This window comes from Parvibaculum sedimenti (genome assembly GCF_009184905.1).
Classification (GTDB): domain Bacteria; phylum Pseudomonadota; class Alphaproteobacteria; order Parvibaculales; family Parvibaculaceae; genus Parvibaculum; species Parvibaculum sedimenti.
Window position 1 is genome coordinate 256,327 of the sequence record NZ_WESC01000004.1, and the last position, 23,548, is coordinate 279,874.

The window sequence follows — 23,548 nt, forward strand, 5'->3', positions numbered from 1 at the left end:
CGTGGGCTTTTTTAAGGCGAAATCAGGAAATGTACGTAGGGTGTTTCGCCGCTGCGCGACATTGCCGCAGTGCGGGAAATGCGAGGCCTTTCAGGCCTCTCGCGCAGCGAGCGCGTGCTCGATCGAATCGATGAGCTTGTCCTCATCGGCGGGCTTGTCGAGGAAGGCGATGGCGCCGGCCCTCTGGGCCCTCGCGCGCAGGCCTGCATCGCTCCGCCCGGTCATGATGATGGTCGGGATGTTGACCCGCTCGGCCCTGAGCTTTTCCAGAAGCTCGAGGCCGTTCATTTCCGGCATGTGCAGGTCGAGCAGCAGACAGCCATCGCCGGGGACCTCCGCAAGGAAGGCGCGCGCCGACGAATAGTCGCGCACGGTGAGACCGTGGGACTCGAGCAGGACGCGCATTGAATCGCGCACAGCCTCGTCGTCGTCGACGACACAGACCGCGCGCCCGGAACTGGCAATCACAGCCGCCTCCAGAACGGAATTCGGTGGATGACAGAAATAAGATAAGGAGCCTTGGGGAATATCGATATAGGGGTTTTCCCTAGGCCCCCGGCGCCTGAACACCAGCGGTAAGCGCGACTCGCACCAGGTCGGACAGACTGCGCGCCTGCATTTTTTCCATCAGATGGGCCCGGTGGATCTCGACCGTCCGTGGCGATATGCCCAATTCATGGGCAATGACCTTGTTAGGCTGTCCGCCAACCAGATGCTCCAGCACCTCGCGCTCGCGCGGCGTTAACGCGGCAACGCGGGCCTCGGCCTCCCGGGTGCTCGATGACTGGGCCAACTGGCTGATGCTTTGCTCCCGCGCCCGGCGAACACTCGAAAGCATCAACTCATCGTCATAGGGCTTTTCGATGAAATCGAGGGCGCCTGCCTTCATGGCGCGAACGGCCAGCGGCACATCCGCATGGCCCGTAACGATGATGACGGGAAGAGTTACACCGCGCCTGCCGATCTCTTCCTGAAGCGTTAGCCCGTCCATGTCCGGCATCCTGACATCGGCGACGAGGCACACGCCGCGGCCCGGCGTCAGGGCAGCCAGAAAGCCGGCCGCCGAATCGAAATCCTCGACCCGGAAGCCATCGGATTCGAGCAGCGCGCGCAGCGAATCGCGCACATCGGCATCGTCATCCACCACAAAGACAGGAGCTTCAGCCATTTTCGTCGACTTCCTCCCTGTCGGTCACAGGAATGCGGAAGGAGAAGGTCACGCCCGCATCCTCGTTCGGCGTCGCCCAGAGCTCCCCGCCATGCGCCTCAATGATCGACCGGCAGATGGATAGGCCAATACCCATGCCCTGCTCCTTGGTGGTCATGAACGGCTGGAACAGGTTCGCCGCCACTTCCGGGGCGAGACCGGCCCCGGTATCACGCACACTGACCAGCGCATATTCGTCATTCTCGCGCCGGGTGGAGATCGTCAGGTCGCGCAGCGCGCCACCCTGCATCGCCTCAATGCTGTTGCGGATGAGATTGAGCGCGACCTGCTGGATCTGGATCTTGTCGATCAAGACCTGCGGCAGCCCCGCCTCGAGATCGACCGTAACCTTGACATTCGTCTCCGCGACACCGACCAGCGCCAGCGCGATCGCCTCTTCCACGACGCGGTTCAGGTTCTCGAAAGCCTGGTTGGACTTGCCCTTTTCAATGAACTCGCGAAGGCGCCGGATGATCTGGCCCGCGCGACTCGTCTGGGCGCCGGCCTTGTCGATCAATTCGCGCGCGCGCTCGACCTGCGGATCGTCGATGCCATCAATCGTCCTCCGCGCCGCCTTGGCGTAGTTCATGATTGCCGAGAGCGGCTGATTGAGCTCATGCGCCAGCGCTGAAGCCATCTGGCCCATGGCGCTCAGGCGTGAGACATGCAGCAATTCCGACTGCAATTCCTGCAAGCGGCGCTCAGTGCCCTGACGCTCGGTAATATCGCGGATGAAGCCGGTGAAAAGCCTGCGCTGACCGACGCTGATCTCGCCAACCGCCAGCTCCATCGGAAAAGTCGTGCCGTCGCGGCGCTGGCCGACCACGATCCTGCCAATGCCGATAATGTGCTTCTCGCCCGTCTTGCGATAGCGCTCCATATGGCTGTCGTGGCTCTCGCGATAAGGCGAGGGCATCAGAAGTTTGACGTTCTTGCCGAGCACATCGGCGAAGGCATAACCGAACAAGCGTTCGGCAGCGGGACTGAAGGACTCGATCAGGCCCACTTCGTCGATAATGACGATAGCGTCGGGCACGGTTTCGAGAATCGAACTCAGCCGCGCCTCGCGCTCGCGCAGCGCATGTTCCTGATAGCGGCGCTGCGTGATGTCGTGGATGATGCCGACGAACATGCTATCGCCGTTGAATGTGCCCTCGCCGACAGAGAGATACATCGGAAAGGTCGTGCCATCCTTGCGCTGGCCCACGACCTCACGGCCAATGCCGATGATCCGTTTCTCACGCGTCTCGCGATAATGCTCGATATAGCCATCATGCTCCTGACGATAGGGCGCAGGCATGAGCATCTTCACATTGCGGCCGACCACTTCGTCGGCGCTATAACCGAAGAGCTTTTCGCAGGCAGGGCTATAGACCTGGATCAGTCCCATCTTGTCGATGATGACGATGCCATCAACGGCTGTAGCAAGCAGCGCGTCGAGGCGCGCCCGGCTTTCCTTGTCGTGATTCTCGTCCGGAGGCAGTTTCGTCATCCACGCTCGAAGCTTTTGCGGCCCTGCATGCGCCAAGATCTTGGGACAGGCGGTCATTTTACCGATTAAAGTGAGAATTTCACCCACAATCGGTTGGCGTCACATCGCTTCTGCTACGATGATTTGCAAGAACCGGCAAGAACCACGAGGGCCCCATGCGCGCCATGCTGCTTGAAAAGCCCGGTACACCGCTCGTCGAGCGCGAATTGCCAGATCCCCATGCGGCGAGTGGGGAAATTCGAGTCCGCGTTCTCGCCTGTGGCGTTTGCAGAACCGATCTCCATGTTGTCGACGGGGAATTGCCTAACCCGTCCCTGCCGATCATCCCAGGCCATGAGATCGTCGGCATCGTCGACGAGATCGGCGCCGATGTGAAAGGTTTCACCGTCGGCCAGCGCGTTGGCATTCCGTGGCTCGGACATACCTGCGGGACATGTCCCTATTGTCGCTCCGCTCGCGAAAACCTCTGCGATCATCCGTTGTTCACCGGCTACACCCGCAATGGCGGCTATGCGACGCATGCGGTGGCAGACGCGGCCTATGCATTTCCGCTCGACGGGCTCGGCGATGACGTCGCCATCGCGCCGCTTCTCTGCGCCGGTCTCATTGGCTGGCGCTCGCTTGTGCTCGCGGGCAAGGGCGAACGCCTCGGCATTTACGGCTTCGGGGCTGCGGGCCATATCGTGCTTCAGGTTGCCAAGGCTCAGGGGCGCAAGGTCTTTGCCTTCACGACGCCCGGCGACAAGACTGCGCAGGACTTCGCCCACTCGCTCGGCGCGGCTTGGGCGGGCAGTTCCGACGAAATGCCGCCGGAGTTGCTCGATGCCGCCATCATCTATGCGCCGGTTGGCGCGCTGGTACCTGCCGCACTGAGAGCCGTCGCCAAGGGTGGGCGCGTCGTCTGCGCAGGCATCCATATGAGCGACATTCCGAGCTTCCCCTACAGCATCCTCTGGGAGGAGCGGCAGCTTCTCTCCGTCGCCAATCTTACGCGGCAGGATGCGATAGACTTTCTGCGCATCGCTCCCTCCGTCGGCGTTCACACCAGGACTGTTCCCTATCCGCTTGCACGCGCCAATGAAGCACTCGACGATCTGCGCGCGGGCCGGCTCACCGGCGCCGCGGTTCTCGTTCCCTGATACAAGGCGCCGAATAGCGGCGCGGAATGACGCAGCCCCGCGATTCTGACTTCAATCAAGGCGGCCCCCCTCCGGTCACAGCAAAATGATCGCAACTTGCTAGTGGGCTCTGCGGCAGTCGTCAGCCAGCCCCATGGAGTGATGTGAAGGACGAGGCCATGTTCAAATCCATTCTTGTGCCCACAATGGGCTTTTCCAGCGACCCTGTCGCGCTTGAGACGGCGATGCTCGTCGCGCGCGACTTCAAGGGCCATCTCGAATGTGTGCATGTCCGGCCCGACACGCAGCAGATCCTCATTCAGGCTGCGGGCTACGACATGGGTATGGGCATGGGAACGCAGATGGTGATGGGCGATCTCATCGACGTGCTGCAGCGGGAGGATGCGAAGCGGACCGAACGCGCGCAGAAGACCTTCGAGGCTTTCTGCAAGCGCGAGGCGCTGCCGCTTGCCACTGCGCCGACCGGAGAACCCGCCGCAACGGCCGCGTGGCGTGAAGTCTCGGGCCGCGAATCCGATATCCTCGTCGCCGAGGCGCGCGTCCACGATCTAACTGTGTTCGGAAACGTGACCGCGCTTGGCGGACTCGCCCGCACGGTTGCCGGAACCATACTCATCAACGGCGGACGTCCGCTGCTGCTTGCCGGACCGCGCGCGCCGAAGCAGATCGGCAAATCGGTTGTCGTCGCCTGGAAGCCTGCGCCGGAAGCAGCGCGCGCAGTGAGCGCCGCCATGCCAATCCTCGCCGGCGCCGCGAAGGTCACAATCGTTGCCATCGCGGAGAACGAAGAAGAGACGGCAAACTCCGCCGAAGCGCTTGCCACAAGCCTGCGCTGGCATGGTGTCAACGCGGAGATCTCCTACATGGCGCATCCGGCCGGGCCGGTGCAGGACACCATCCTGCAATGCGCCAAGGAAGCAAAGGCCGATCTTCTCGTCATGGGCGCCTATGGGCATAGCCGCCTCAGCGAATTCGTCTTCGGCGGCGTCACGCGCCATGTGCTTGGTGGTCCGCCGATTCCGGTTCTCCTCGTTCACTGAATCCGCAGAGAAAGTAGAGAAACTAGCGTGTCACCGATCCTATCGACGCAAAATTTGAGTCGACGATTTGGCCCGGTGACTGCGGTCGATGGAGTCACGCTATCGGTCGCGGCAGGGGAAATATTCGGACTGCTCGGGCGCAACGGTGCCGGCAAAAGCACGCTCATAAAAATGCTGACGACGCTGCTGCCGCCAAGTTCGGGAAGCGCGCAGGTGGCAGGCTTCGACATCGAGGGCGAGGCGGCCAAAGTCCGGCGGGTGATCGGCTATGTGCCACAGGCACTATCCGCCGACGGCGAGCTCACAGGCCGTGAAAATCTCGACATCTTCGCGCGGCTCTACGATATTCCATCGTCTCTCCGCAAAGCGCGCGTGGGTGAGGGGCTTGAATTCATGGGGCTTGGAGACTCCGCGGACCGGCTCGTCGCGACCTATTCGGGCGGCATGATCCGACGGCTGGAGATCGCGCAATCCATGCTGCACCGGCCTCAGGTTCTGTTTCTCGATGAGCCGACTGTCGGCCTCGATCCGGTAGCGCGCGAGGCGGTGTGGGAACATATCATCCGTCTACGCCAGAGCTTCAAAACAACGATCATCCTGACGACGCATTATATGGATGAAGCTGAGAAGCTCTGCGACCGTATCGCCATCATGCAACAAGGAAAACTTGCGGCAGCGGGGACCATTGCCGAGCTGAGGGCTGCGACAGGCGATGAAACGGCCAGTCTCACCGATCTATTCACCAGGCTTACGGGCAACGCCGCGGAAGCCGGTGGCGGCTATGCCGCAACCGCCGGCACCCGCCAGACCGCCGAACGGCTCGGGTAAGGCCATGAGCATTCAAGAAAAATCCGGCATCCTCGCCGCGCCTCTCAGCTACCTCCAAAAGGTCATCGCCCTCACGGGAATGGACGTTCGCAAGCTTCGCCACGACCCGACGGAATTGCTGACCCGCGCAATCCAGCCGGCGCTATGGTTGATCGTTTTTGGAAAGGTCTTCGCGGGCACGCACGCCATTCCCACCGGCGGCGTTGACTATATCGCGTTTCTCGCGCCCGGCATTCTCGCCCAGAGCGTCCTCTTCATCGCGATCTTCAACGGCATATCCGTCATCTGGGAACGCGACCTCGGGATCGTCCACAAATTTCTCGTCAGCCCAACGCCACGGACCGCTCTCGTTCTCGGCAAGGCCCTTTCCTCCGGCATGCGCGCACTAACGCAGGCAATCATCATCTATGCGCTGGTTCTCTTGCTCGGCGTCGAAGTGAACTGGAGCCTGCCGGCGCTTGCAGGCGTCGTCATTCTGGTACTTCTTGGCGCGGGGCTTTTCTCGACCTTTTCGTTGATCGTGGCCTGCATCGTGAAAACGCGCGAGCGCTTCATGGGAATTGGGCAGGTGCTTACTATGCCGCTCTTCTTTGCCAGCAGCGCAATCTATCCAACCAGCATCATGCCCGTCTGGCTGCAATGGGTGGCGCGATTCAATCCGCTGACCTATGAGGTGGACGGCCTGCGAAACCTCATGCTGGCCGGCGGACAAGGGGGCGGAAGCCTTCCGGTCGATTTCACAGTGCTCATTTCCACGCTTGCGCTCCTCGTCATCATAGGCGGCCGCATGTATCCGCGGCTTGCAGTGTAAGGTCAGGGATGGATTTCTATTGGCGTCCCGTCATCCACCGCGTTCCAGATTTCCTCGATGGCAATATTGCCGACGGCGATGCAGCCATTTGTCCAGTCGGTGAAAAAACGCACGGGATCCTTGCGGCCGAAGGCGCGCGGCATTCCGTGAATGAAGATATCGCCACCAGTATCGCCACCCTTCGCGCGAACGCGGTCGGCGGGATTCGGATAGGAGATGTGAAGCGCACGATGATATTCTGTCTGGCGCAAGCGACGGTCGATTACATAGATGCCCTCGGGCGTCCGACCGTCGCCCTTCAGCAGCTTGGGGCCCTTGGGGTGGCCTCCCAGCGCGATCGGATAAGCGCGGATCACTATGCCCTTCGCCATCAGGTCGAGTTCGCGCTTTGCCTTCCAGACGACAATGCGGTCGGCCTTGGGCAATTCGTCGGGCGCGAGCGGCGTCGCCGACGCAGCGCCACCAATCAGCGTGAAGAGCGCGGCGGCGAAGAGGGCGCGGAGAGGTAGCGGGATCATGAGGCCTTCAATTCTGAAACTCTTCGGCATCGGCGCTCTCGCCGCCATCATGCTTGGCGCCACCCGCCCTGCGTCGGCGGATGACCTCATCGGCATGACGACCGTCTACGAGACGCGCCATGAAGATACTCTGCCCGATATCGCGCGGCGCTTCGACCTTGGCTATGTCGAAATCAGAACCGCCAATCCGGATATCGATCCCTGGCTCCCCGGCGCCGGACACTGGCTGCAACTGCCAACACGCCACATCATCCCTCAGGCGCCGCGGCACGGCATTGTCATCAACCTCCCGGAACTCCGGCTCTATTATTTCGGCGCGAAGGGCGAAGTCAGGACCTTCCCCCTCGGCATCGGCCGCGAGGGCGGGGAAACGCCGGTCGGCACAACGAAAGTCAGGGCCAAACGCATGAATCCGACCTGGGTGCCGACAGCGTCCGAACATGCGGAAAACCCGGACCTGCCCCAGGCGGTGGGTCCCGGTCCCGACAATCCCATGGGCATACGCGCGCTCTATCTCGCTTGGCACGGTTATGCGATCCACGGCACCAACAAGCCCTATAGCATCGGGCGGCGCGACAGCCATGGCTGCATCAGGCTTTATCCGGAGGATATCGAGGCGCTTTACGACATGGTCCCTGTTGGAACGCCGGTAACGGTCGTCAACCAGCCGATCAAGGCCGGCTGGTCGAATGGCGAATTCTATGTCGAGGTGCATCCCTATCAGTCGGACGCCGACACCATTGAAACCGGCGGCAAACCGGAGACCGAGGCCGCCATCGACGTCGACGATCTCGTCGTGCATATGGCGGGAGAGGCGACCGGTCGGATCGACTGGCCGGCGGTAGAGCGCGCAAAGCGCGAAAGAACCGGAATGCCGGTTCGCGTCTCCCTGCCCGACGACATCACCTTCGCGCCTCAATAAAGAGCCGGACACCCTCCCCGCATTGCCGCACGGGAGAATATCCGGCCTGCACTTTCGAACGTCAGATCACTTCCGCAGCGAATGCTGGAAAATGCGATCTGCCTTTTCATTCGCAGCCTGTGCCGACGCCGCCGCGCGGTCAGCGGAAGCTGCCGCCGCTTGCGACTGGGTCATCGCCTGCTGCGCCATCTCTTTCGCCTCGCCGGAGTCCTTCACGGCCTGATCGAGCTTCGCCTGGTCCTGCTCGTTGAGATGGGTGGCGCAACCGCCAAGCAGCACTGCGGAGGCGAGAGCGGCGGGCAGCATGATACGTGACAGCATGTTCATAGGGCTTCTCCTGTTGATGCCGCCCGCACCTCTTGCTGTGGTACCGACGGCATGAAATCGCCATGCCACCCTTTTTCGGACGCGGGCTTCGAGACAGTGAGCGCATCATCGATTTCGCTCACACGATTCCGCCGTGAGGAATTAAGGGGCGCTGGTAACTTTGCGTCCGCAGTGCTCCCAAAACCTTGATTCCGATCAAAGTGAAGAAATGTCGCAGTCTGGTTCAGGTCGCGATGGCATGGCGGAAACGCACAAGAGAGAGGCTGAAATAGAAAATACTGATGCCGACGAGCCAGAGCATGTCGGGCCAGACGATCTGAAATCCGGCGCCCCGATAAAGAACGTCCTGCGAGAAGGAGACGAAATGCGTCGAGGGCGCGAACTGCATCACGGTCTGCAACCATACCGGCATGCTCTCAAGCGGCGTCGCGCTGCCTGATAGAAGCTCCAGCACAATCAGCACAGGCATCGAGAGCAGCGCGAATTGGGGCATCGAATTGGCCCATGTCGCCAGCAAGAGGCCGAGACTGGTCACGGCCACGAGATAGCTCGCGATACCGCTCGCATACAACACCAATGAACCGGCGATCGGCACGCCGAGAAAGAGATGCACGACAAAGACGAGCGACGAGATGGAGGCCACCAGAATCACGAGGCCATTGGCCGCGATCTTGGCCAGCATGATTTCGACGGCCGTCACCGGCATCACAAGCAGATGCTCGATCGTTCCATGCTCACGCTCGCGGATCAGCGCGGCGCCGGCCAGCAGGATGGAGAGCATGGTCACATTGTTGATGACCTCCATGACCGCACCGAACCACATCGATTCCGAGTTCGGATTGAAGAGTCTGTGGAGTACGACGTTGATGGGCTGGCTGGTCGCAAGCTCCGTATGCGCGACGCGCTTCTGCACCTCTTCCGTGATGATGTTCTGAATATCGACGGCACCGCTGCCGGCAAGCGACATGGCGGTCGCATCGACGTTGAGCGCGATGGTCGGCCCGCGTCCGGCAAGAAGATCCCGTTCGAAGCCGGAAGGGATTTCGATCAGAAAGACAAACTTGTTCTCGTCCATGCCCCGCGACGCTTCTGCGGGCGTCACGGTTACGGCCTCTTTGAACAGAGGCGGCAGGAGTGCCAGGCGGATCTGGCGCGAGAGTTCCGAATGGTCTTCGTCGACCACGGCCACGGCGGCATTCGACACCTCCGTCCTGGCGCCGGTCGCTGTCGAATAGATGGCGAAGGTGAAGATGAAGGCGACGAGCACAAGCAGAATGGGATCGGCGAGGAAGCTGCGCAGCTCCTTGTAGGTAAGACGGCCGACATTCCGGATGAAACGCTGCATGTCAGACCTCCTGCTTTACGAGGAGGACGCGTGCGGCAGTCGTATAAAGCAGCGCGAAGAAGATGAGCATGAGGGTGGGCTCCCATAAATCCGCAAGATAGAGCCCCTTGGTGAAAACGCCGATATTGATCTGCTGGAACCAGCTCGACGGGAAGGCGAGTCCGATGGCGCGCCCTGCACCGGTGAGCGAGGAAACGGGAACCAGCAGGCCTGAGAAGTTGACCGCCGGAATGAGCGACGTCACGGCCGTCGCAAACATGGCGGAGACCTGCGTCTTGGTGAAGGTCGACATGAAAATGCCGTAGCCGGTCGTTGCTATCACGTAGAGCAGGGAACTCAGCAGCAGCAGGCCTACCGATCCCTTCACCGGCACGCCGAAGAGAAAGAGTGCGATCAACAACAGCGTGAGGAAGTTGACATAAGCCAGAGCAATATATGGCGCCTGCTTGCCAAGCAGAAATTCGAGGCGCGTCACGGGCGTCGAGCGGAAATTCGCAATCGACCCATATTCCTTCTCGCGTACCACGCCGACGGCGGTGAGCATGGCGGGAATGAGGATCAGAATGAGCGTGAAGACCGTCGGTACGATAGCGTAGACACTCTCGAATGCCTGATTGTACCGCGTGCGGGTTTCGATGCTGAAAAGCGCTGTCGTCTTCTGCCCTTCATAAAGCTGTGCGACATATTTCTGCGCGATCCCGCTCAGATAGCCGACCGCCGTCGTTGCCCGGAACGGGCTGGCGCCATCCACGAGAACGCCGATCTCCGGCTGGCGTCCACGCAGAAGGTCGCGCCCGAAGCCTTCGGGAATTTCGATCCCGACCGCAATCTTGCCGCTCTGGAGCATATTCTGGAGATCGGCGACCGTTTTTGCGGGCGCGCGCTGCTCGAAATAGCGCGAACCTTCGAATTGCTCGAGCAGGCCACGGCTTTCGCGCGACTGGTCCTGATCGATGACGCTATAGGCAAGATTCTCGACGTCGAAGGAAATGCCGTAGCCGAAGGTCAATATCAGAACAACCGGCCCGACAAGGGCGAAGGTCAGGCGGATCGGATCGCGCAGGATTTCCATTGTCTCGCGCCGAGCATAGGCCCACAGCCGTCGCCAGTCGAACCGGCGCTTCGATGGCGCTGCCGCCGTCTCGGCGACGACGATCGCATCCTCGGCACCGCCGTCCACCGCTATGGCACCGCCCGCCTCGGTCAGATAGTCGATGAACGCGTCTTCAAGCGTCGCCCGCCCACGCGCCATCGCAATGGCATCCGGCTCGCCAACCGCGAGCACCTTTCCGGCATGCATCAACGAAATGCGGTCGCATCTCTCGGCCTCATTCATGAAATGAGTCGAGATGAAGATCGTCACCTCGCTGTTGCGCGAAAGGTCGAGCAGGTAGCGCCAGAACTGGTCGCGCATGATCGGATCGACGCCGGAAGTCGGCTCGTCGAGGATCAGGACCTCCGGCCTGTGGACGACGGCGACCGCGAGTTGCAACCGCTGGCGGATACCGAGAGGCAGTTTTTCCGGCATCTCGTCAGCGACGCCGGCAAGGTCGAAGCGCTCCAGCATTTCCTCGACGCGTGGACCGACCTCTTCGCGTGGAAGTCCGTAAAGCTTCGCGTGAAGATCAAGGTTCTGGCGAACGCTCAACTCGCCATAAAGCGAGAAAGATTGCGACATGTAGCCGACGCGACGGCGAGTCTCCATGTCCCGCGCGTCGAGAGGCTCCCCGAGGAGTCGCGCCGAGCCCTCCGACGCAGGCAGAAGACCGGTGAGCATCTTCATCGTCGTGGTCTTGCCGCAACCATTCGAACCGAGGAAGCCGAAGATTTCGCCGCGCTCGATGGAAAAGCTCACATGATCGACGGCGACGAAATCGCCGAAACGGCATGTAAGGTCCTTCGCCTCGATCGCTGGCTGCCCATCGCCCGGCGAGCGGGGTGGCACCACCACCGGAACATGAAGCTTGCGTATATCTTCCGGCAGGAGCGCGATGAAGGCCTCTTCCAGCGTTTCCTTCCCGGTCCGTGTCTTCAATTCGGCAGGACTTCCTTGCCCGATCAGCTTGCCGGCGTTCATTGCCGCCAGCCAGTCGAACCTGTCGGCCTCTTCCATATAGGCCGTGGCGACGATGACGCTCATGCCGGGTCTTCGCGCGCGCATGCGGTCGATCAGTTCCCAGAACTGACGGCGCGACAGAGGATCGACGCCGGTTGTAGGCTCATCAAGGATGAGAAGATCGGGATCGTGAATGAGCGCGCAGCAAAGCGCGAGCTTCTGCTTCATGCCCCCCGAAAGCTTGCCTGCAGGCCGATCCGGGAAAGGGTCGAGGCCCGTCGATTTCAGCAACTCGGCGATACGACGTTCACGCTCTGCCTTGTCCTGACCGAAGAGACGCCCGAAGAAATCGAGATTCTCGAAGACCGAGAGCGTCGGATAGAGATTGCGCCCGAGGCCCTGCGGCATGTAGGCGATGCGCTTGTGGCAGTGGCTGCGATGGATCCGGTCGACCATGTCGCCGCCAAGCGCGATGACCTGACCCTGCTGGATCTTGCGCACACCGGCGATGATGGCGAGCAATGTCGACTTGCCGACACCGTCGGGACCGATCAATCCGGCCATGATCCCGGCCGGGATATTCATCGTCACATCGTCAACAGCCGCGACGCGCGCATAACGCTGCTTCAGCGACCGGATTTCGACGACAAACTCTTTGTCAGCGTGGCTCATCTGGGAGCTTCACAGCAAGCGTGGCGGGCCATTCGACACCCTGCCTATAGCGGACATAGGCAACGCCGCGCACACCCGTCTTCACGACAGTGGCATAGCGCATCAGCAGGTCGCGATTGACGTTGAGCTTGATGCGAAACATCAGCTTTTCGCGCTCGTCCGACGTTTCGACGGATTTCGGCGTGAACTGCGCGTCGGTCGCCACGAAAGTGACGTTCGCCGGAATGACATATTGCGGCGCCGGATCGAGAACCAGCCGCGCCTCGTCGCCGAGCCGCACGCCTCCCGCCATTTTGGCCGGCAGGAAAACCGTCATGTAGACATCCGACACGTCAAGAAGCGTAAGGATGGCCGTGCCGGCGCCCACAACCTCGCCCGGCTGGATGAGCTTGTATTGAACGCGGCCCGAACGCGGCGCCACAAGTATGGCGTCTTCGAGAACAGTCTGGATCTGCTGCACTGCGGCCTTGGCCGCTTCGATCGACGCCGCCGCCTGATTGACGCTGGCGACAGCGGCATTATATCCGGCATCGCCCGCATCGCGCTGCGCGCGCATCTGATCGAGCTGGTCATTCGACGCATAGCCGGATTTGTTGAGGCGGGCGACACGGTTGAACTGGCGGCGATAAAGCGTGCGCTGCGCATCGCGCTGCGCGACGGCGGCAACCGCCTCTTCCTTCGCGCGCTGCGCGGCGACGAGTTGCGCCTGGGCCTGAAGGAGCTGCGCCTTGGTATCGCGCGTATCCATCTTCGCAAGGACGGCGCCCGCCTTCACGAAATCGCCCTCCTCAGCGAGAACCTCCATGACGCGTCCGGGGGTCTTGGCGGCAACCTGAACCTGCTCTGCCTCAATGCGGCCATTGGTCTCAGCGATTCCGTCCGGAAGACCGGGATGGGACCATTTCCACCAGCCATAGCCCGCGACGACAACCGCCAGCGCGACGCCGGCCGCCGCCAGGCCCAACATCCTCATACGCATAACAATCTCCGCAGAACGGGAAAATCAGTTGTCGCCGTCGATAATAGCGCGAAGCGCCTTGATGTCATTGACAACAATCTGATGCGTGGTCGGAACGGAGATGACGCCCGCCCGCTTGAACTCGCTCAGTGCCCGGCAAACTGTCTCTATTGTCAGACCGAGATAATCGGCGATGTCCTGACGGCCCATGGGCAGATCGATAGAGGCGCCGTCCTCCGCCTCGCCATCGAGCCGTTCGGCCATCTGAATGAGGAAAGAGGCAATCCGCTCCTTCACCGTCTGCCGGCCAAGCATGACGAGCAGCGTATGCGTGCGCGACAGGCGCTGGTGAAGCATGCTCATCAATTCGCGCCGGAAAGTATCGTCCTCTTCCTCGAAGCGCCGCACATGGGAACGGGCATAGCGGACCAGGACGACATTGGTAATCGCTTCTGCGCTGAAGTCGTAGCTGTCGAGATCGAGAAAGCCGAACATCTCACCGTCGAGGTAGAAATCCGTGATCTGACGGCGGCCATCGGCCAGAAGCTTGCAGAGGCGAACGGCGCCACTGACCAGCTTGTAAGCATATTTGGCGCCATCACCCTCGTTGAAGATGGTTTCATTGCGCGCGAAGGTCACCGTCGTGCCGACTTCGTCGAGTGAACGGTAATCTTCGGAAGGGGAAAAGGCGCCGGGAGCCCGGCGGCCCCGCGCTAGAGCACCGCCGACAATGACCGGCCAAGGCCTGTGAGCTACCGCGCCGTTCGATGCCGTTCCGCTGTGAGCCAGGTTGATAGCCATGACGAGCCCTTCGCTTTCATTAGGTGATGTTCGTCATGATGTCGGGCGCAGCAGAGCCGCGAAATCCGGTATTCCACCTATAGGGGAATTTACTTATCCATCTGACCACGCACACCGGTGCGACGAGCGCTGCAAGCCGGAATGTCCCGTTATGACGCGACCCGCGCCGGGCGCGAAACGCGCGTTGACCCGGGCGCCGCCCCATCGGCGTCGTAGCCCATCAGGCGGGGGGCCGGAAACCGCGCCGTGACTACGGTGCCCCTGCCGAGCTTGCTTTCGATCGAGAGTGTGCCGTCATGCAGCCGCATGAATTCGTTGCAGAGCGAAAGGCCGAGTCCTGTGCCCTGAAAGCGGCGCGACAGATGGCTTTCGATCTGGACGAAGGGCTTCATGAGCCTGGGAATATCGTCTGCAGCGATGCCGATGCCGCTGTCCTTCACCGACAGGCAGAATTCATTTGAAGGCGAGACGGACAATCCGATGCACACACGCCCGCCCGCAGGCGTGAACTTGATCGCGTTAGACAGAAGATTGATCAGTATCTGCTTGCAGAAGCGCTCGTCGCCATTGAGACGCGGCAGTCCTCGATCCGCATCGATCTCGATGCGCAATCCCGCCGCAGAGGCGCGTTCCTCCATCATGTGGAGGCAGTCCAGCGCCATATCCTCAGGTGCGAAGGCGGCTTCGTGCAGGATCGTGCGGCCGGCCTCAATGCGCGCAAGGTCGAGCACGTCATTGACGACTTCGAGCAAATGCTCGCCGCTGCTATGAATATCGCGCGCATATTCACGATAGCGGTCGACGTCGAGCGTACCGAGAATGTCGCTCGACATGATTTCCGAAAAGCCGAGTATCGCGTTGAGCGGTGTGCGAAGTTCATGGCTGATATTGGCGAGGAATTCGGACTTCGCGCGGTTCGCGGCCTCGGCTTCTTCCTTGGCGTGCTTGAGCTCGATCTCGATCTGCCGGAGACTCGTGACGTCCTGAATTGTGCCTGTCGTTCCGGTTGCGATACCCAGATCGCCGCGCTCTATCTCCATCTCGAGATGGACATGGCGAACGGCACCGTCCCCCAGCACAATCCGGTGGCCAAAGCCGCAGCTTTCACCTGCCTCAAACGCCTTGCGAAACCGGGCGGTAACGAGAAGTCGGTCGTCCGGATGCACCAGCCGTTGAAAGGCCGCATAGTCGAGCGGCTCCCCCTCGGGCAGGCCGAATATCCGGTAGGTTTCCGTCGAACCGGTGATGATGTCGGCGCGGAGATTCCAGTGCCAGCTTCCGATCCGCGCTATTCGCTGCGCCCGGGCGAGGTTCTGTTCGCTCCATCGCAGATAGTCGAGTGCCTTGTTGCGGTCGCTGAGGTCGCGCACGACGGCCGTGTAGACGACGGAGCCGCCAAACTCGAACTTCGCGATTGAGGCTTCGGCGGGGAAGCTCGATCCGTCCTTGCGGAGCCCTCGAATTTCAGCCCGCTGCGACATGAGACGCGAGCGTTGCCGCTCTCCCTTGAAAGATGAGACATGCGCTTTGTGCTGTTCGCGCATGTCATGAGGAAGAAGCAGGGAAAGCGGTCGCCCCAGAATTTCCGCCGAGGTGAAGCCGAAGAGCGTTTCGGCCTGACGATTGAACAGCACGATGTTTTGTTCGGCATCGATCGAAAGAATCGCATCGCCCGCCGTATCCAGGAGGTCGGCGAAGCGCTGACGCAAAACGTCCACCTCACTCGTCTCTTCGGGGTGCGGTGTCGATATCTCCACGACGAGAACCGTCTCGGCGGATTTCGACCACATGCGAACCATGCTGATGGTCGCGCCGCCCGGCGTGAGGCATGTGCGGCGAAGCTCGCGCATGCTGCTGCCGCTGTCTGACGGGGGCAGGGAAGTTGCAATCAACTGTCCTTCCGCCGCGATGCGTTGTTCGAGTTGCGACAGGCTCGGCCGGTCATCCGGCGCAAGGCCGAGCGCGGCGAGGAGCGCCTCACCTCCAGCACTCAGCGAGAGGAGACCGCCACCGATCTGATCGAAGACAAAGACCGGCGGCGTCAGAAGGCCGAGATTGCTGAGCTTGGACATCCTGCTCCCCCTCGCAATGGGAATGTCGCGGTGGCACTCAGGCTGCGCGGGCGCGGGCAAGAAATGCGTCAACCTCGCGCTTCAATGTTTCGGCCTGGTCCGCGAGAAGCCCGGCCGAGCCGCGGACCTGTGCCGCCGCCGCGCCGGTTTCGGATGCCGCCTGCGCAACGCCTGCAATGTTCGACGAAACATCCTCGGTGCCGTGGGCCGCTTCCTGAACATTGCGCGCAATCTCCTGCGTCGCGGCGTTCTGCTCCTCCACGGCAGCCGCAATGGCGGCGGCGATTTCGTTCATCTCCGTGATGACCCGCTCGATCGAGCCGATCGCATCGACGGACTCGGTGGTCGCCGTCTGCATCGCCTTGACCTGATCGGCGATTTCCTCGGTCGCCTTGGCCGTCTGGTTGGCGAGCCCCTTCACTTCGGAGGCAACCACCGCGAAGCCCTTACCCGCCTCGCCCGCGCGCGCCGCCTCGATGGTGGCATTGAGCGCGAGGAGATTGGTCTGCGCGGCGATGTCGTTGATGAGCGTCACTACATCGCCGATGCGCTGCGCGGCGGCAGCAAGGCCCTGCACCTTCTCATCCGTCTTGTGCGCCTCCTCGACGGCCTGGCTCGCGATCTTCGTCGAAAGCGCCGCCTGGCGGCCGATCTCGGAAATGGAGCTCGAAAGCTCGTCGCTCGCCGTCGCGACCGTCTGCACATTCGCCGACGCCTGTTCGGAGGCAGCGGCCACCGCCGTCGTTCTCTCGCTCGTCTGATCGGCATTGACCGTCATCGACTGGGCAGCCTCCTGCATCTCGGTCGCCGCCGCGGAAACGGAACCGACGACACCGCCCATCACCGTTTCGAAGTTCGCAATTGCGCCCTCGAGTTCGCGCTGGCGCTGCTGACGCTCGATCATCACCGCTTCCTGATAGACCGAAATTGCAAGATCCATGTCGAGCATGACTGCGGCGTTGAGCGCCGAGATGGCGCGTGCCGCGCGGCGGGGCGAAAAGCGGTACTTGTTGACCACCACTTCGACGAGGCGATTGAGGACATATTTATAGCCACCGATATACCAGCGCGGCTCAAGGCCGATACGGCTGTGAACGAGACCGATGGTCCGCACACCCTCCATATAGGTTTCATCGAACTTGCCGTCGAAAAGGCGGGCCCAGTGGCTGCCCTGCGCCTGTTTCAAGCGGTTCGACTGATTGCCGACGAGCTTTGCAAGCGCGGGGCTGGATCCGAGATGTGCATAGAAGCCATCCAGCACGTCGGGGAGCCGCGGCTCGATGATGTGCCACAATTCACGTAGCGTCTTGCTGACGTCCGCATCAATTTCCATGAACCGCAAGCGGCCCTCGCGGTCCGTCGATGTTGTCGTGCTCTCCATATCCCCACCTTGATCCCTGAAATAAATGCCTGCCGATGCGCACACTCCGATACTCAACCTGGTGCGACTTTATTTCGCACCTCCAAAATATTGGTTAATTTCATAAGTATTGAGATATTTAACTACTTACACTGATTTATAATCACGATTTATAATCTACATAATAAAAAGTATAGTTATCCGACGAAAAGTCTTCAGACCGACAAAATGTCGATTTTTGTCTGTCGCCATTACGACGAAGATCGATAATGTCCGGACGGGAGTTTTGTCTCGGCAGGGATTGCTCGATACACAAGTCCCGGTTTTCCAACCCACTTCCGGTATGTATCGATGAGCCCCAGTGCGCCTGAGTTAAGACGGACCGCATCGCCCGCCGAAAATTCAAGGCACGGCGGCAAAGACTCGGAGTGGAGTGGCTGCAACACCTGTCCCTTGCGCGATCAAGGCTTCTGCTCAGTCCTCCAGCGCGATCATAAATCCTTCCCCGAAGTGACGCCGCGCGAGAACACCGTCCGCGCACGCCAGCACATTTATCGGGCGAAGGATAAAGCAAGGCATATGGCGATCATTCGCGAAGGCGTGGCCTTCCGTTACGTCACCGTGACTGACGGACGACGACAGATCCTGTCGTTCGGCATGCCGGGCGAATTCATCTCCGCATCCTTCGTCGTCAGGGACGCTGCGTATTTCTCCGTCCAGGCACTCACGCCCGTCCGGCTCTGCCTCTTCGAAAAGACAGAGCTCCAGCAGTTCATCCATAGCGACCCTGCCGCCCTTCGCTCCTTTCTCGAAATCTGTATTTCCGAAAAGGAGAACCGCGAGGCGCAGATCGTCGATCTGGGACGGCGCACTTCGGAAGAGCGGATCGCGCGCTTTCTCCTTCATATGGCAACGCGAAGCGGCTGGAAGGGCGAGAGCGGATTTTCGTTCACCTTCCCGATTCGCCAGCAACACATCGCCGATATGCTCGGACTGACGCAGGTGCATGTGAGCCGCGTCATCAGCAAGTTTCGTCGCTCGGCGCTTATCGTGCTCGGTGCCAGTACGCTGAAAATCGCCGACGCCTATGCCCTTCGCCAGGCCGCCGGCGGGCGCGACGTCTGACGCGAGTTGGCCGATCAAAGCTGGGGAAAACGAACGTCGCCCGTGGCAACGCCGATTGTGACCACACAAATGAAGGTCAATAAAGCGGTGACCAACCCGATAGTGCAAATTATACTTCACGCGCCCCGGAAAATCGGAATCATTCACGTGAGGAACATTTTCTATTTTTGATTAACGCATTTCAAGTTCATGCCCCTGATCAGCATTGCATGCGGTACCGGGCGCCTGCCGCAAGCCTCTGTATTGCAGGCGTTGGCGGATATTTGGCGCGAGCGGGGCATCGTAAGCGTTTGGGGCCCTGCCTACGCGCCCGAGGCCGATGCCTGCATTCTGCATATTGATCGGACCCGACTTGAGCCAACAGATGTTCCGCCACCACCTCGCGGATTGAGGGCGATCAACGGAAGCATCCTCGACATTTCGAAACGCCTTTTCTCGGTTCTCGAAGTGTATCCGGGGTCGGACTGGAGCGGGCAAGTCATTGTAAAGACCAACCTCAACCATTTCGGTCTGCCGGAGCTGCGTGGCAACCACCCGGCCCAACGGGCACTGGATCGCCTGCGCATGAGGATCGCCGACATCTCCTGGCACATTGCCCGCACCCTGCCGGATCGAACTTACCCGGTCCTGCCATCGATCCGGCATGTGCCTCGCTGGGTATGGGACAATCCCCGCTACATCGTCGAAAAGTTCATGCCGGAAAAAGACGGCGATCTTTACTGCCTGCGCGGCTGGATGTTTCTGGGCCCGGTGAGCTACGGCTGGCGTCTCTTCTCCACCGACCCCCTGGTCAAAACGGGGACCATGGTCCGGTATGAATTCATTACCGAGGTTCCCGGCGAGCTTGTTGAACTCAGAAACAGAACCAAATTCGATTTCGGCAAATTCGACTATGTCATGCATGACGGCAAGCCGATCGTGCTGGACCTGAACAAGACGCCCGCTTATTCCGGCGACCCCGCCTCGCCCCGTCTGCATAAACTGGCTGAAGGGATCGAAGGGTTCCTGCCATGAGCGCTCACCTGATCCCTGCGATTTCCGATCGGGACATGCTGCCAGCGGATGCGGCATTCATGGCACGTACCGATCTCACGCAAACGCGGATGCTGGGTTATACGCCACTCAACATTGATGCAGTCACCACCCATTTAATGGGGCTTCTGGGCGAGCGTCCGTCGGTGCGTCACGTCTCTGGCGCTACAGATGAAATCCTCACTATTCTTGAAGCAGCTGGACTGCAGGTGGTTGAGGATATCCGGCGCTATGAGTCCGGCGCCGAGGCCGAGAGGCAGGCTGATGCGTTGATTGCCGAGGGCTACCGCCTGTTCTCACCTTACCCTTTGCCCCGAGGCCGATATCCGGAGAACGCCCAGCTCGTGCCGCCCGCACTTTGGGTGCACCTGAATTCAAAAGAGAACCTTGGCGACCTCGTAGACCCCGCGCATTTGCCGGAACGCAAGATCATGACGTTCGATGAGGTAAGGGCTCGCAAGATCAACACTCCCATCTGGCTGAAGGCGGCAGGTGATGAAGCCACCGGCTGGGGCTACGCCGTGCGCCATTGCACCGATGCTACCGGCTTTGATATTGCCTTGTCAGAGATGCGCAAGCTCGACACCTCCGACAGGGTGATCGTCGAAGAGCATGTCCCCGTCACCGATAGTTGGTGCGCCTCCATCATCGTGCATGAAGACCGGACGCTCTATGCCGGAAGCGCCGAACAGGTTTTCTCTTGTCCGGGCCACCAATCGGGCAGCCTGATCGATCCCGCCAATCTGCTGCCGGATCCAAACCTGGCGATTGCGGTAGGCGAGGCAGCACGAAAGCGGGGGTTTCTCGGCATCGCCGGGATGGACATCGGCCAGACCGTCAATGGCCGAACTGTGGTCTTCGATCCGAATTTCCGGTTCAACTCGTCGACGTCGCAAGCGCTGCTGCATCCGGCTGCCGCCGCGCGGGCCAGGCTACCTGTTTCGCTTTCGCTGAACCTAATGACGACGCTTTCAATGGCCGAAATTGCACGCCGACTGCGCGAACCGATCGACGATTTGTGGTTCGTCCCCACCCGCCTCGTCGATGCGGCCCGGCTGAGCGCAGCAAACGGGCGCTCAATCGTCACCGGCTTCGTCCTTGCCGAGAACCGCGACAAAGCTTTCGCAACCCAGGCAGTGATCGCTGCCATGCTTGATACGGCCTGATCAGTCGTCGTCGCTGCGCGGATCGGCAAGGCGGAGCTTTGAAATATGAAGCGGACTGACGGGCGCGCCGCTCGGGCTCTGCCCTCGTATGTACCATTTCTGCCAACCTTGCCGCACCGCATCGGGCTCCTCGCGTTTCAACCGTTCGTTGAAATCGAGGCGCTCTCTGGACCAGGTTTCAAAGTGGCGTCTTTCTTCCGGCGCGTCGGCGATATCGGCGATCTCCGGCACCAGCGTGCCGAGCGCGCGATATCCGACGGGCGAGATGAAGCAATAGGGCTCATCCTTCGCGAAGGTGACGCGTCCAGGACGTGTGAACTGCCAGTTCATTGTGAAGGAGAAGGGCAGCCAGTCGGTTTCCACCAGGCCTTCGAGGGGCGCGATGCCATCGCGCGGCCAGTTGGGCACACCGCGCACCAGCAACCCCACCGAAGGGTCGGTGCGAAAAAGATAGCCCGTCTGAAATGTGAGTACGCCATGGCCGAAATGCGATACGGCGAGCTTGCCCGCGGACCATGCCTCGTCATCCACTTCGACCGTGATATCGTCGAGTCCGGATCCACCATTCCACTCCGCCGTCACACCGGCGGGCAGCAACAATTCCCATCCGAATGAATTTGCGATGGTGAGCGGCAAGCAGCGATAGGCAAATCGCTCGTCGGTGGCATCCATCCACGCGCGCTCGGGACGGCCCGGCATGATTTTTGGCGCAAGTTCGCGCAGGCGATAGCAGATGAGCCGGCGCAACTCGCCTATTTCAATATCCTGCCCCTGCATATCGTCCCCTTGCCGGCCAACTCGACTATGACGACGGGTACGGAACACCCGCCGAGCCTCAACTCTGGACAGTAAACACGAATAGTCTAAGCTTAAAAGCAGAGCAGTTGCAGTTATTGGTGCTGCTCAGCCTGACTGCTTCATTTTGGGAGAATGTGAATGCTTATTTCAGCTGAATCAAAGACCTTCATCACGACGAAAAAGCCGCTCGGGCCCCCTCCCCCGCCTCCTATCGCCTCATTCTGATCCGTTCGCGGTGAGGCCAGACATTGTGCCGCTGAGCCGTAATCCCTCCGGGGAGAGGTTGCGGTCCGGTTCTGGCCTCTCGCACTTCACACAGGCCATCAAGACCGCTTGGGCGGGAGAAGGCCGAAACGCCAGCGACGGCATTTCCTCAAAAGCGGCGTCGGCTCTATCGCAACCCTCCCCCCACCATTTGTATCGATTGCTTCCAATGCCCGCGCCAGACGCTCACGCGCAATGGTTTGCGTCCGCAAGCGGAGAGGCTTCGGGTCCGGCACATAACGCCCGATATTGGGGTTGGTGTTGATTTCATAAATGATCGTTCGCCCACGAACCATTGCGTGATCGGCGCGGCCGAAATCGATCCCGGCGACATCGAAAGCCCTGCGCATATCCACCTCGAAACGGTTGGTCGCCACGGCATCATGCTCGTCGGCGACAACCTCATCGGAGAGTTTGTCCCAGTCGCCATATTTCACCAGCCACTTGTTATCCACCGAAATGTGATCGACCGAGATAGCCTGCCCGACGCGGAAGGTCCCCCATTTGTGCCAGAGACCCTGCGCATAGGGCTCGGCGCATTGCTCCACCACAATCACCCCGCGCAAGGGCGTACCGCCATCGCGCAACGCCTCAAGCGCCCTGTCGAGCTCTTGCTGGGTATCGATCAGTTCGGTGAGCGGCGATGCGTGATCGGATTCGAAGCGCAGGAAGACCGGAAATCTTTCCGGGCGCGGTCGTTCCTCGGCCCGGTAGACATCGAAGGGGTTGATGCCCTCCCCGTGAAGGGCGCGCAGCAACTCCACGCGGCACTTCGCGCGCGCCGGATCGTTCAGGCAACACAATCCGGCATCCGAAAGGGCGCGAAAGAGATCCGCCGCTACCCGCAGCTCCCAGGGCGAAAGACGTTCGAAGTCGGTGAAGATATAGGTCGCACGCGGCACGCGGCGCGCCCGCGACAGCTGCTCATAATTCACGACCCGGACATCTGGCGTCGGAAAACCGAACTTCCCGTCGCGCATGCTCGCGACGGTATATTCGTGGCCCCGGCTCGTAACGAAGACAATCATGAAGCGCCCTCAGGGAAGGAGGCTTCAGGATACAGGGATTTCCGGGAAGAATGGTGCGCCGAGAAGGATTCGAACCTCCGACCCTCAGATTCGTAGTCTTAAAATAGCCTTGTAATTCAACGGGTTAGATCGTCATTGATCGAGATTTTGATTGCCAAAACCGCACCCTGACCCTTACCGATAGGGGATAGATCGAGGCGCTTCGTGAGACCAAGACGGTACCCATGTGGTACCCACTCCAACCTTTGGGAACGAAATTAGCCAAATCACCGCTTCTTGCCGGGGGCGCTTCGGCCCCGCGCATACGGGACGAAGACTATATCGTGACCTTCGCGCTGGGCTTCTTCGCCTTCCCTTCAACAGGCCCGGATTGCCGTGGCATTTGGAGCAAATCCAAATGCGAGACCCCAAGGGCTGTTGCCAACTCATAGACAGTCACGATTGTGGGATTTCGACGGCCCTTCTCCAGACCGCTTATGTACTGCTGATGACGTGCCACTGAGATTTTCGTCCAGAAGGATTTAGAGTCCGGCCCTATGGAAGGGAGACGGACGATGAAGAGGCAGCGTTTTACGGAAGAGCAGATC

General features: G+C 60.6%; 21 protein-coding genes and 1 pseudogene. 8 read left to right on the forward strand and 14 right to left on the reverse strand.

Annotation, left to right across the window (positions count from 1 at the left end):
• Positions 1–90: 90 nt before the first annotated feature.
• The 3 genes from F2P47_RS06170 to F2P47_RS06180 form a co-directional block, all read right to left on the reverse strand.
• Positions 91–468, reverse strand: a complete 378-nt coding sequence (locus tag F2P47_RS06170; RefSeq protein ID WP_152215301.1) for a response regulator transcription factor — start codon at positions 466–468, stop codon at positions 91–93.
• A gap of 79 nt (positions 469–547) precedes the next feature.
• Positions 548–1,168 carry a response regulator FixJ gene (fixJ, locus tag F2P47_RS06175; protein WP_152215303.1) on the reverse strand — a complete coding sequence of 207 codons (621 nt, stop codon included), beginning with the start codon at positions 1,166–1,168 and terminating at the stop codon, positions 548–550.
• On the reverse strand, positions 1,161–2,699 hold the full coding sequence (locus tag F2P47_RS06180; RefSeq protein WP_152215304.1) for a PAS domain-containing sensor histidine kinase: 1,539 nt from the start codon (positions 2,697–2,699) through the stop codon (positions 1,161–1,163). The genes fixJ and F2P47_RS06180 overlap by 8 nt, the downstream gene beginning before the upstream one ends.
• A 155-nt stretch (positions 2,700–2,854) precedes the next feature.
• Between F2P47_RS06180 and F2P47_RS06185 the strand changes: the two genes are divergently transcribed.
• From F2P47_RS06185 to F2P47_RS06200, 4 genes are all read left to right on the forward strand, one after another.
• Complete coding sequence (locus tag F2P47_RS06185) at positions 2,855–3,838, forward strand: zinc-dependent alcohol dehydrogenase family protein (protein WP_152215306.1); 984 nt, start codon at positions 2,855–2,857, stop codon at positions 3,836–3,838.
• Between the two features lie 158 nt (positions 3,839–3,996).
• Positions 3,997–4,878 (forward strand): universal stress protein, encoded by an 882-nt coding sequence (locus F2P47_RS06190; protein ID WP_152215308.1) that lies wholly within the window; start codon positions 3,997–3,999, stop codon positions 4,876–4,878.
• A gap of 75 nt (positions 4,879–4,953) precedes the next feature.
• A complete protein-coding gene (locus F2P47_RS06195) occupies positions 4,954–5,706 on the forward strand; it encodes an ATP-binding cassette domain-containing protein (RefSeq protein ID WP_204886542.1) in 753 nt (250 codons plus the stop codon).
• A 4-nt stretch (positions 5,707–5,710) separates the two neighbouring features.
• On the forward strand, positions 5,711–6,517 hold the full coding sequence (locus tag F2P47_RS06200) for an ABC transporter permease (RefSeq protein WP_152215313.1): 807 nt from the start codon (positions 5,711–5,713) through the stop codon (positions 6,515–6,517).
• A 2-nt stretch (positions 6,518–6,519) separates the two neighbouring features.
• Here the strand turns inward: F2P47_RS06200 and F2P47_RS06205 are convergent, their stop codons facing one another.
• Positions 6,520–7,035 (reverse strand): L,D-transpeptidase family protein, encoded by a 516-nt coding sequence (locus tag F2P47_RS06205; protein ID WP_185680976.1) that lies wholly within the window; start codon positions 7,033–7,035, stop codon positions 6,520–6,522.
• Here F2P47_RS06205 and F2P47_RS06210 point away from each other — a divergent pair.
• Positions 7,034–7,957, forward strand: coding sequence for a L,D-transpeptidase family protein (locus tag F2P47_RS06210; RefSeq protein WP_152215317.1), 924 nt, complete (start codon positions 7,034–7,036; stop codon positions 7,955–7,957). The two genes, F2P47_RS06205 and F2P47_RS06210, sit on opposite strands and share 2 nt — an antisense overlap.
• A gap of 66 nt (positions 7,958–8,023) precedes the next feature.
• On the opposite strand, the gene F2P47_RS06215 is transcribed toward F2P47_RS06210, so the two are convergent.
• From F2P47_RS06215 to F2P47_RS06245, 7 genes are all read right to left on the reverse strand, one after another.
• Complete coding sequence (locus tag F2P47_RS06215) at positions 8,024–8,284, reverse strand: Lpp/OprI family alanine-zipper lipoprotein (protein WP_152215320.1); 261 nt, start codon at positions 8,282–8,284, stop codon at positions 8,024–8,026.
• A 223-nt stretch (positions 8,285–8,507) separates the two neighbouring features.
• Positions 8,508–9,629 (reverse strand): ABC transporter permease, encoded by a 1,122-nt coding sequence (locus F2P47_RS06220; RefSeq protein WP_152215322.1) that lies wholly within the window; start codon positions 9,627–9,629, stop codon positions 8,508–8,510.
• 1 nt (position 9,630) lies between these two features.
• Positions 9,631–12,357, reverse strand: a complete 2,727-nt coding sequence (gene rbbA / locus F2P47_RS06225) for a ribosome-associated ATPase/putative transporter RbbA (protein ID WP_152215324.1) — start codon at positions 12,355–12,357, stop codon at positions 9,631–9,633.
• A complete protein-coding gene (locus F2P47_RS06230) occupies positions 12,344–13,336 on the reverse strand; it encodes an HlyD family secretion protein (RefSeq protein ID WP_204886544.1) in 993 nt (330 codons plus the stop codon). The genes rbbA and F2P47_RS06230 overlap by 14 nt, the downstream gene beginning before the upstream one ends.
• Positions 13,337–13,360: 24 nt before the next feature.
• Complete coding sequence (locus F2P47_RS06235) at positions 13,361–14,116, reverse strand: helix-turn-helix domain-containing protein (RefSeq protein WP_152215326.1); 756 nt, start codon at positions 14,114–14,116, stop codon at positions 13,361–13,363.
• A gap of 149 nt (positions 14,117–14,265) precedes the next feature.
• Positions 14,266–16,188: a PAS domain-containing sensor histidine kinase gene (locus tag F2P47_RS06240; protein ID WP_152215328.1), complete on the reverse strand. Its 1,923-nt coding sequence runs from the start codon at positions 16,186–16,188 to the stop codon at positions 14,266–14,268.
• Positions 16,189–16,225: 37 nt separating this feature from the next.
• A complete protein-coding gene (locus F2P47_RS06245; RefSeq protein WP_152215330.1) occupies positions 16,226–17,569 on the reverse strand; it encodes a globin-coupled sensor protein in 1,344 nt (447 codons plus the stop codon).
• Positions 17,570–17,899: 330 nt separating this feature from the next.
• On the opposite strand from F2P47_RS06245, the gene F2P47_RS06250 reads away from it, so the two are divergent.
• The 3 genes from F2P47_RS06250 to F2P47_RS06260 all read left to right on the forward strand — a co-directional run bounded on the left by F2P47_RS06250 (position 17,900) and on the right by F2P47_RS06260 (position 20,871).
• On the forward strand, positions 17,900–18,673 hold the full coding sequence (locus tag F2P47_RS06250) for a Crp/Fnr family transcriptional regulator (RefSeq protein ID WP_152215331.1): 774 nt from the start codon (positions 17,900–17,902) through the stop codon (positions 18,671–18,673).
• A 189-nt stretch (positions 18,674–18,862) separates the two neighbouring features.
• Complete coding sequence (locus F2P47_RS06255) at positions 18,863–19,687, forward strand: hypothetical protein (protein WP_152215333.1); 825 nt, start codon at positions 18,863–18,865, stop codon at positions 19,685–19,687.
• The gene (locus F2P47_RS06260; RefSeq protein WP_152215335.1) at positions 19,684–20,871 is read left to right on the forward strand and encodes a hypothetical protein; all 1,188 of its coding nucleotides are present in this window, start codon (positions 19,684–19,686) and stop codon (positions 20,869–20,871) included. The genes F2P47_RS06255 and F2P47_RS06260 overlap by 4 nt, the downstream gene beginning before the upstream one ends.
• Here the strand turns inward: F2P47_RS06260 and F2P47_RS06265 are convergent, their stop codons facing one another.
• The 3 genes and pseudogenes from F2P47_RS06265 to F2P47_RS06275 form a co-directional block, all read right to left on the reverse strand.
• A complete protein-coding gene (locus F2P47_RS06265; protein WP_204886546.1) occupies positions 20,872–21,648 on the reverse strand; it encodes a DUF6065 family protein in 777 nt (258 codons plus the stop codon).
• 344 nt (positions 21,649–21,992) lie between these two features.
• Positions 21,993–22,961 carry a hypothetical protein gene (locus tag F2P47_RS06270; RefSeq protein WP_152215338.1) on the reverse strand — a complete coding sequence of 323 codons (969 nt, stop codon included), beginning with the start codon at positions 22,959–22,961 and terminating at the stop codon, positions 21,993–21,995.
• 316 nt (positions 22,962–23,277) lie between these two features.
• A pseudogene (locus F2P47_RS06275) lies at positions 23,278–23,448 on the reverse strand (helix-turn-helix domain-containing protein); the annotation flags it as partial.
• Between the last annotated feature and the right edge of the window lie 100 nt (positions 23,449–23,548).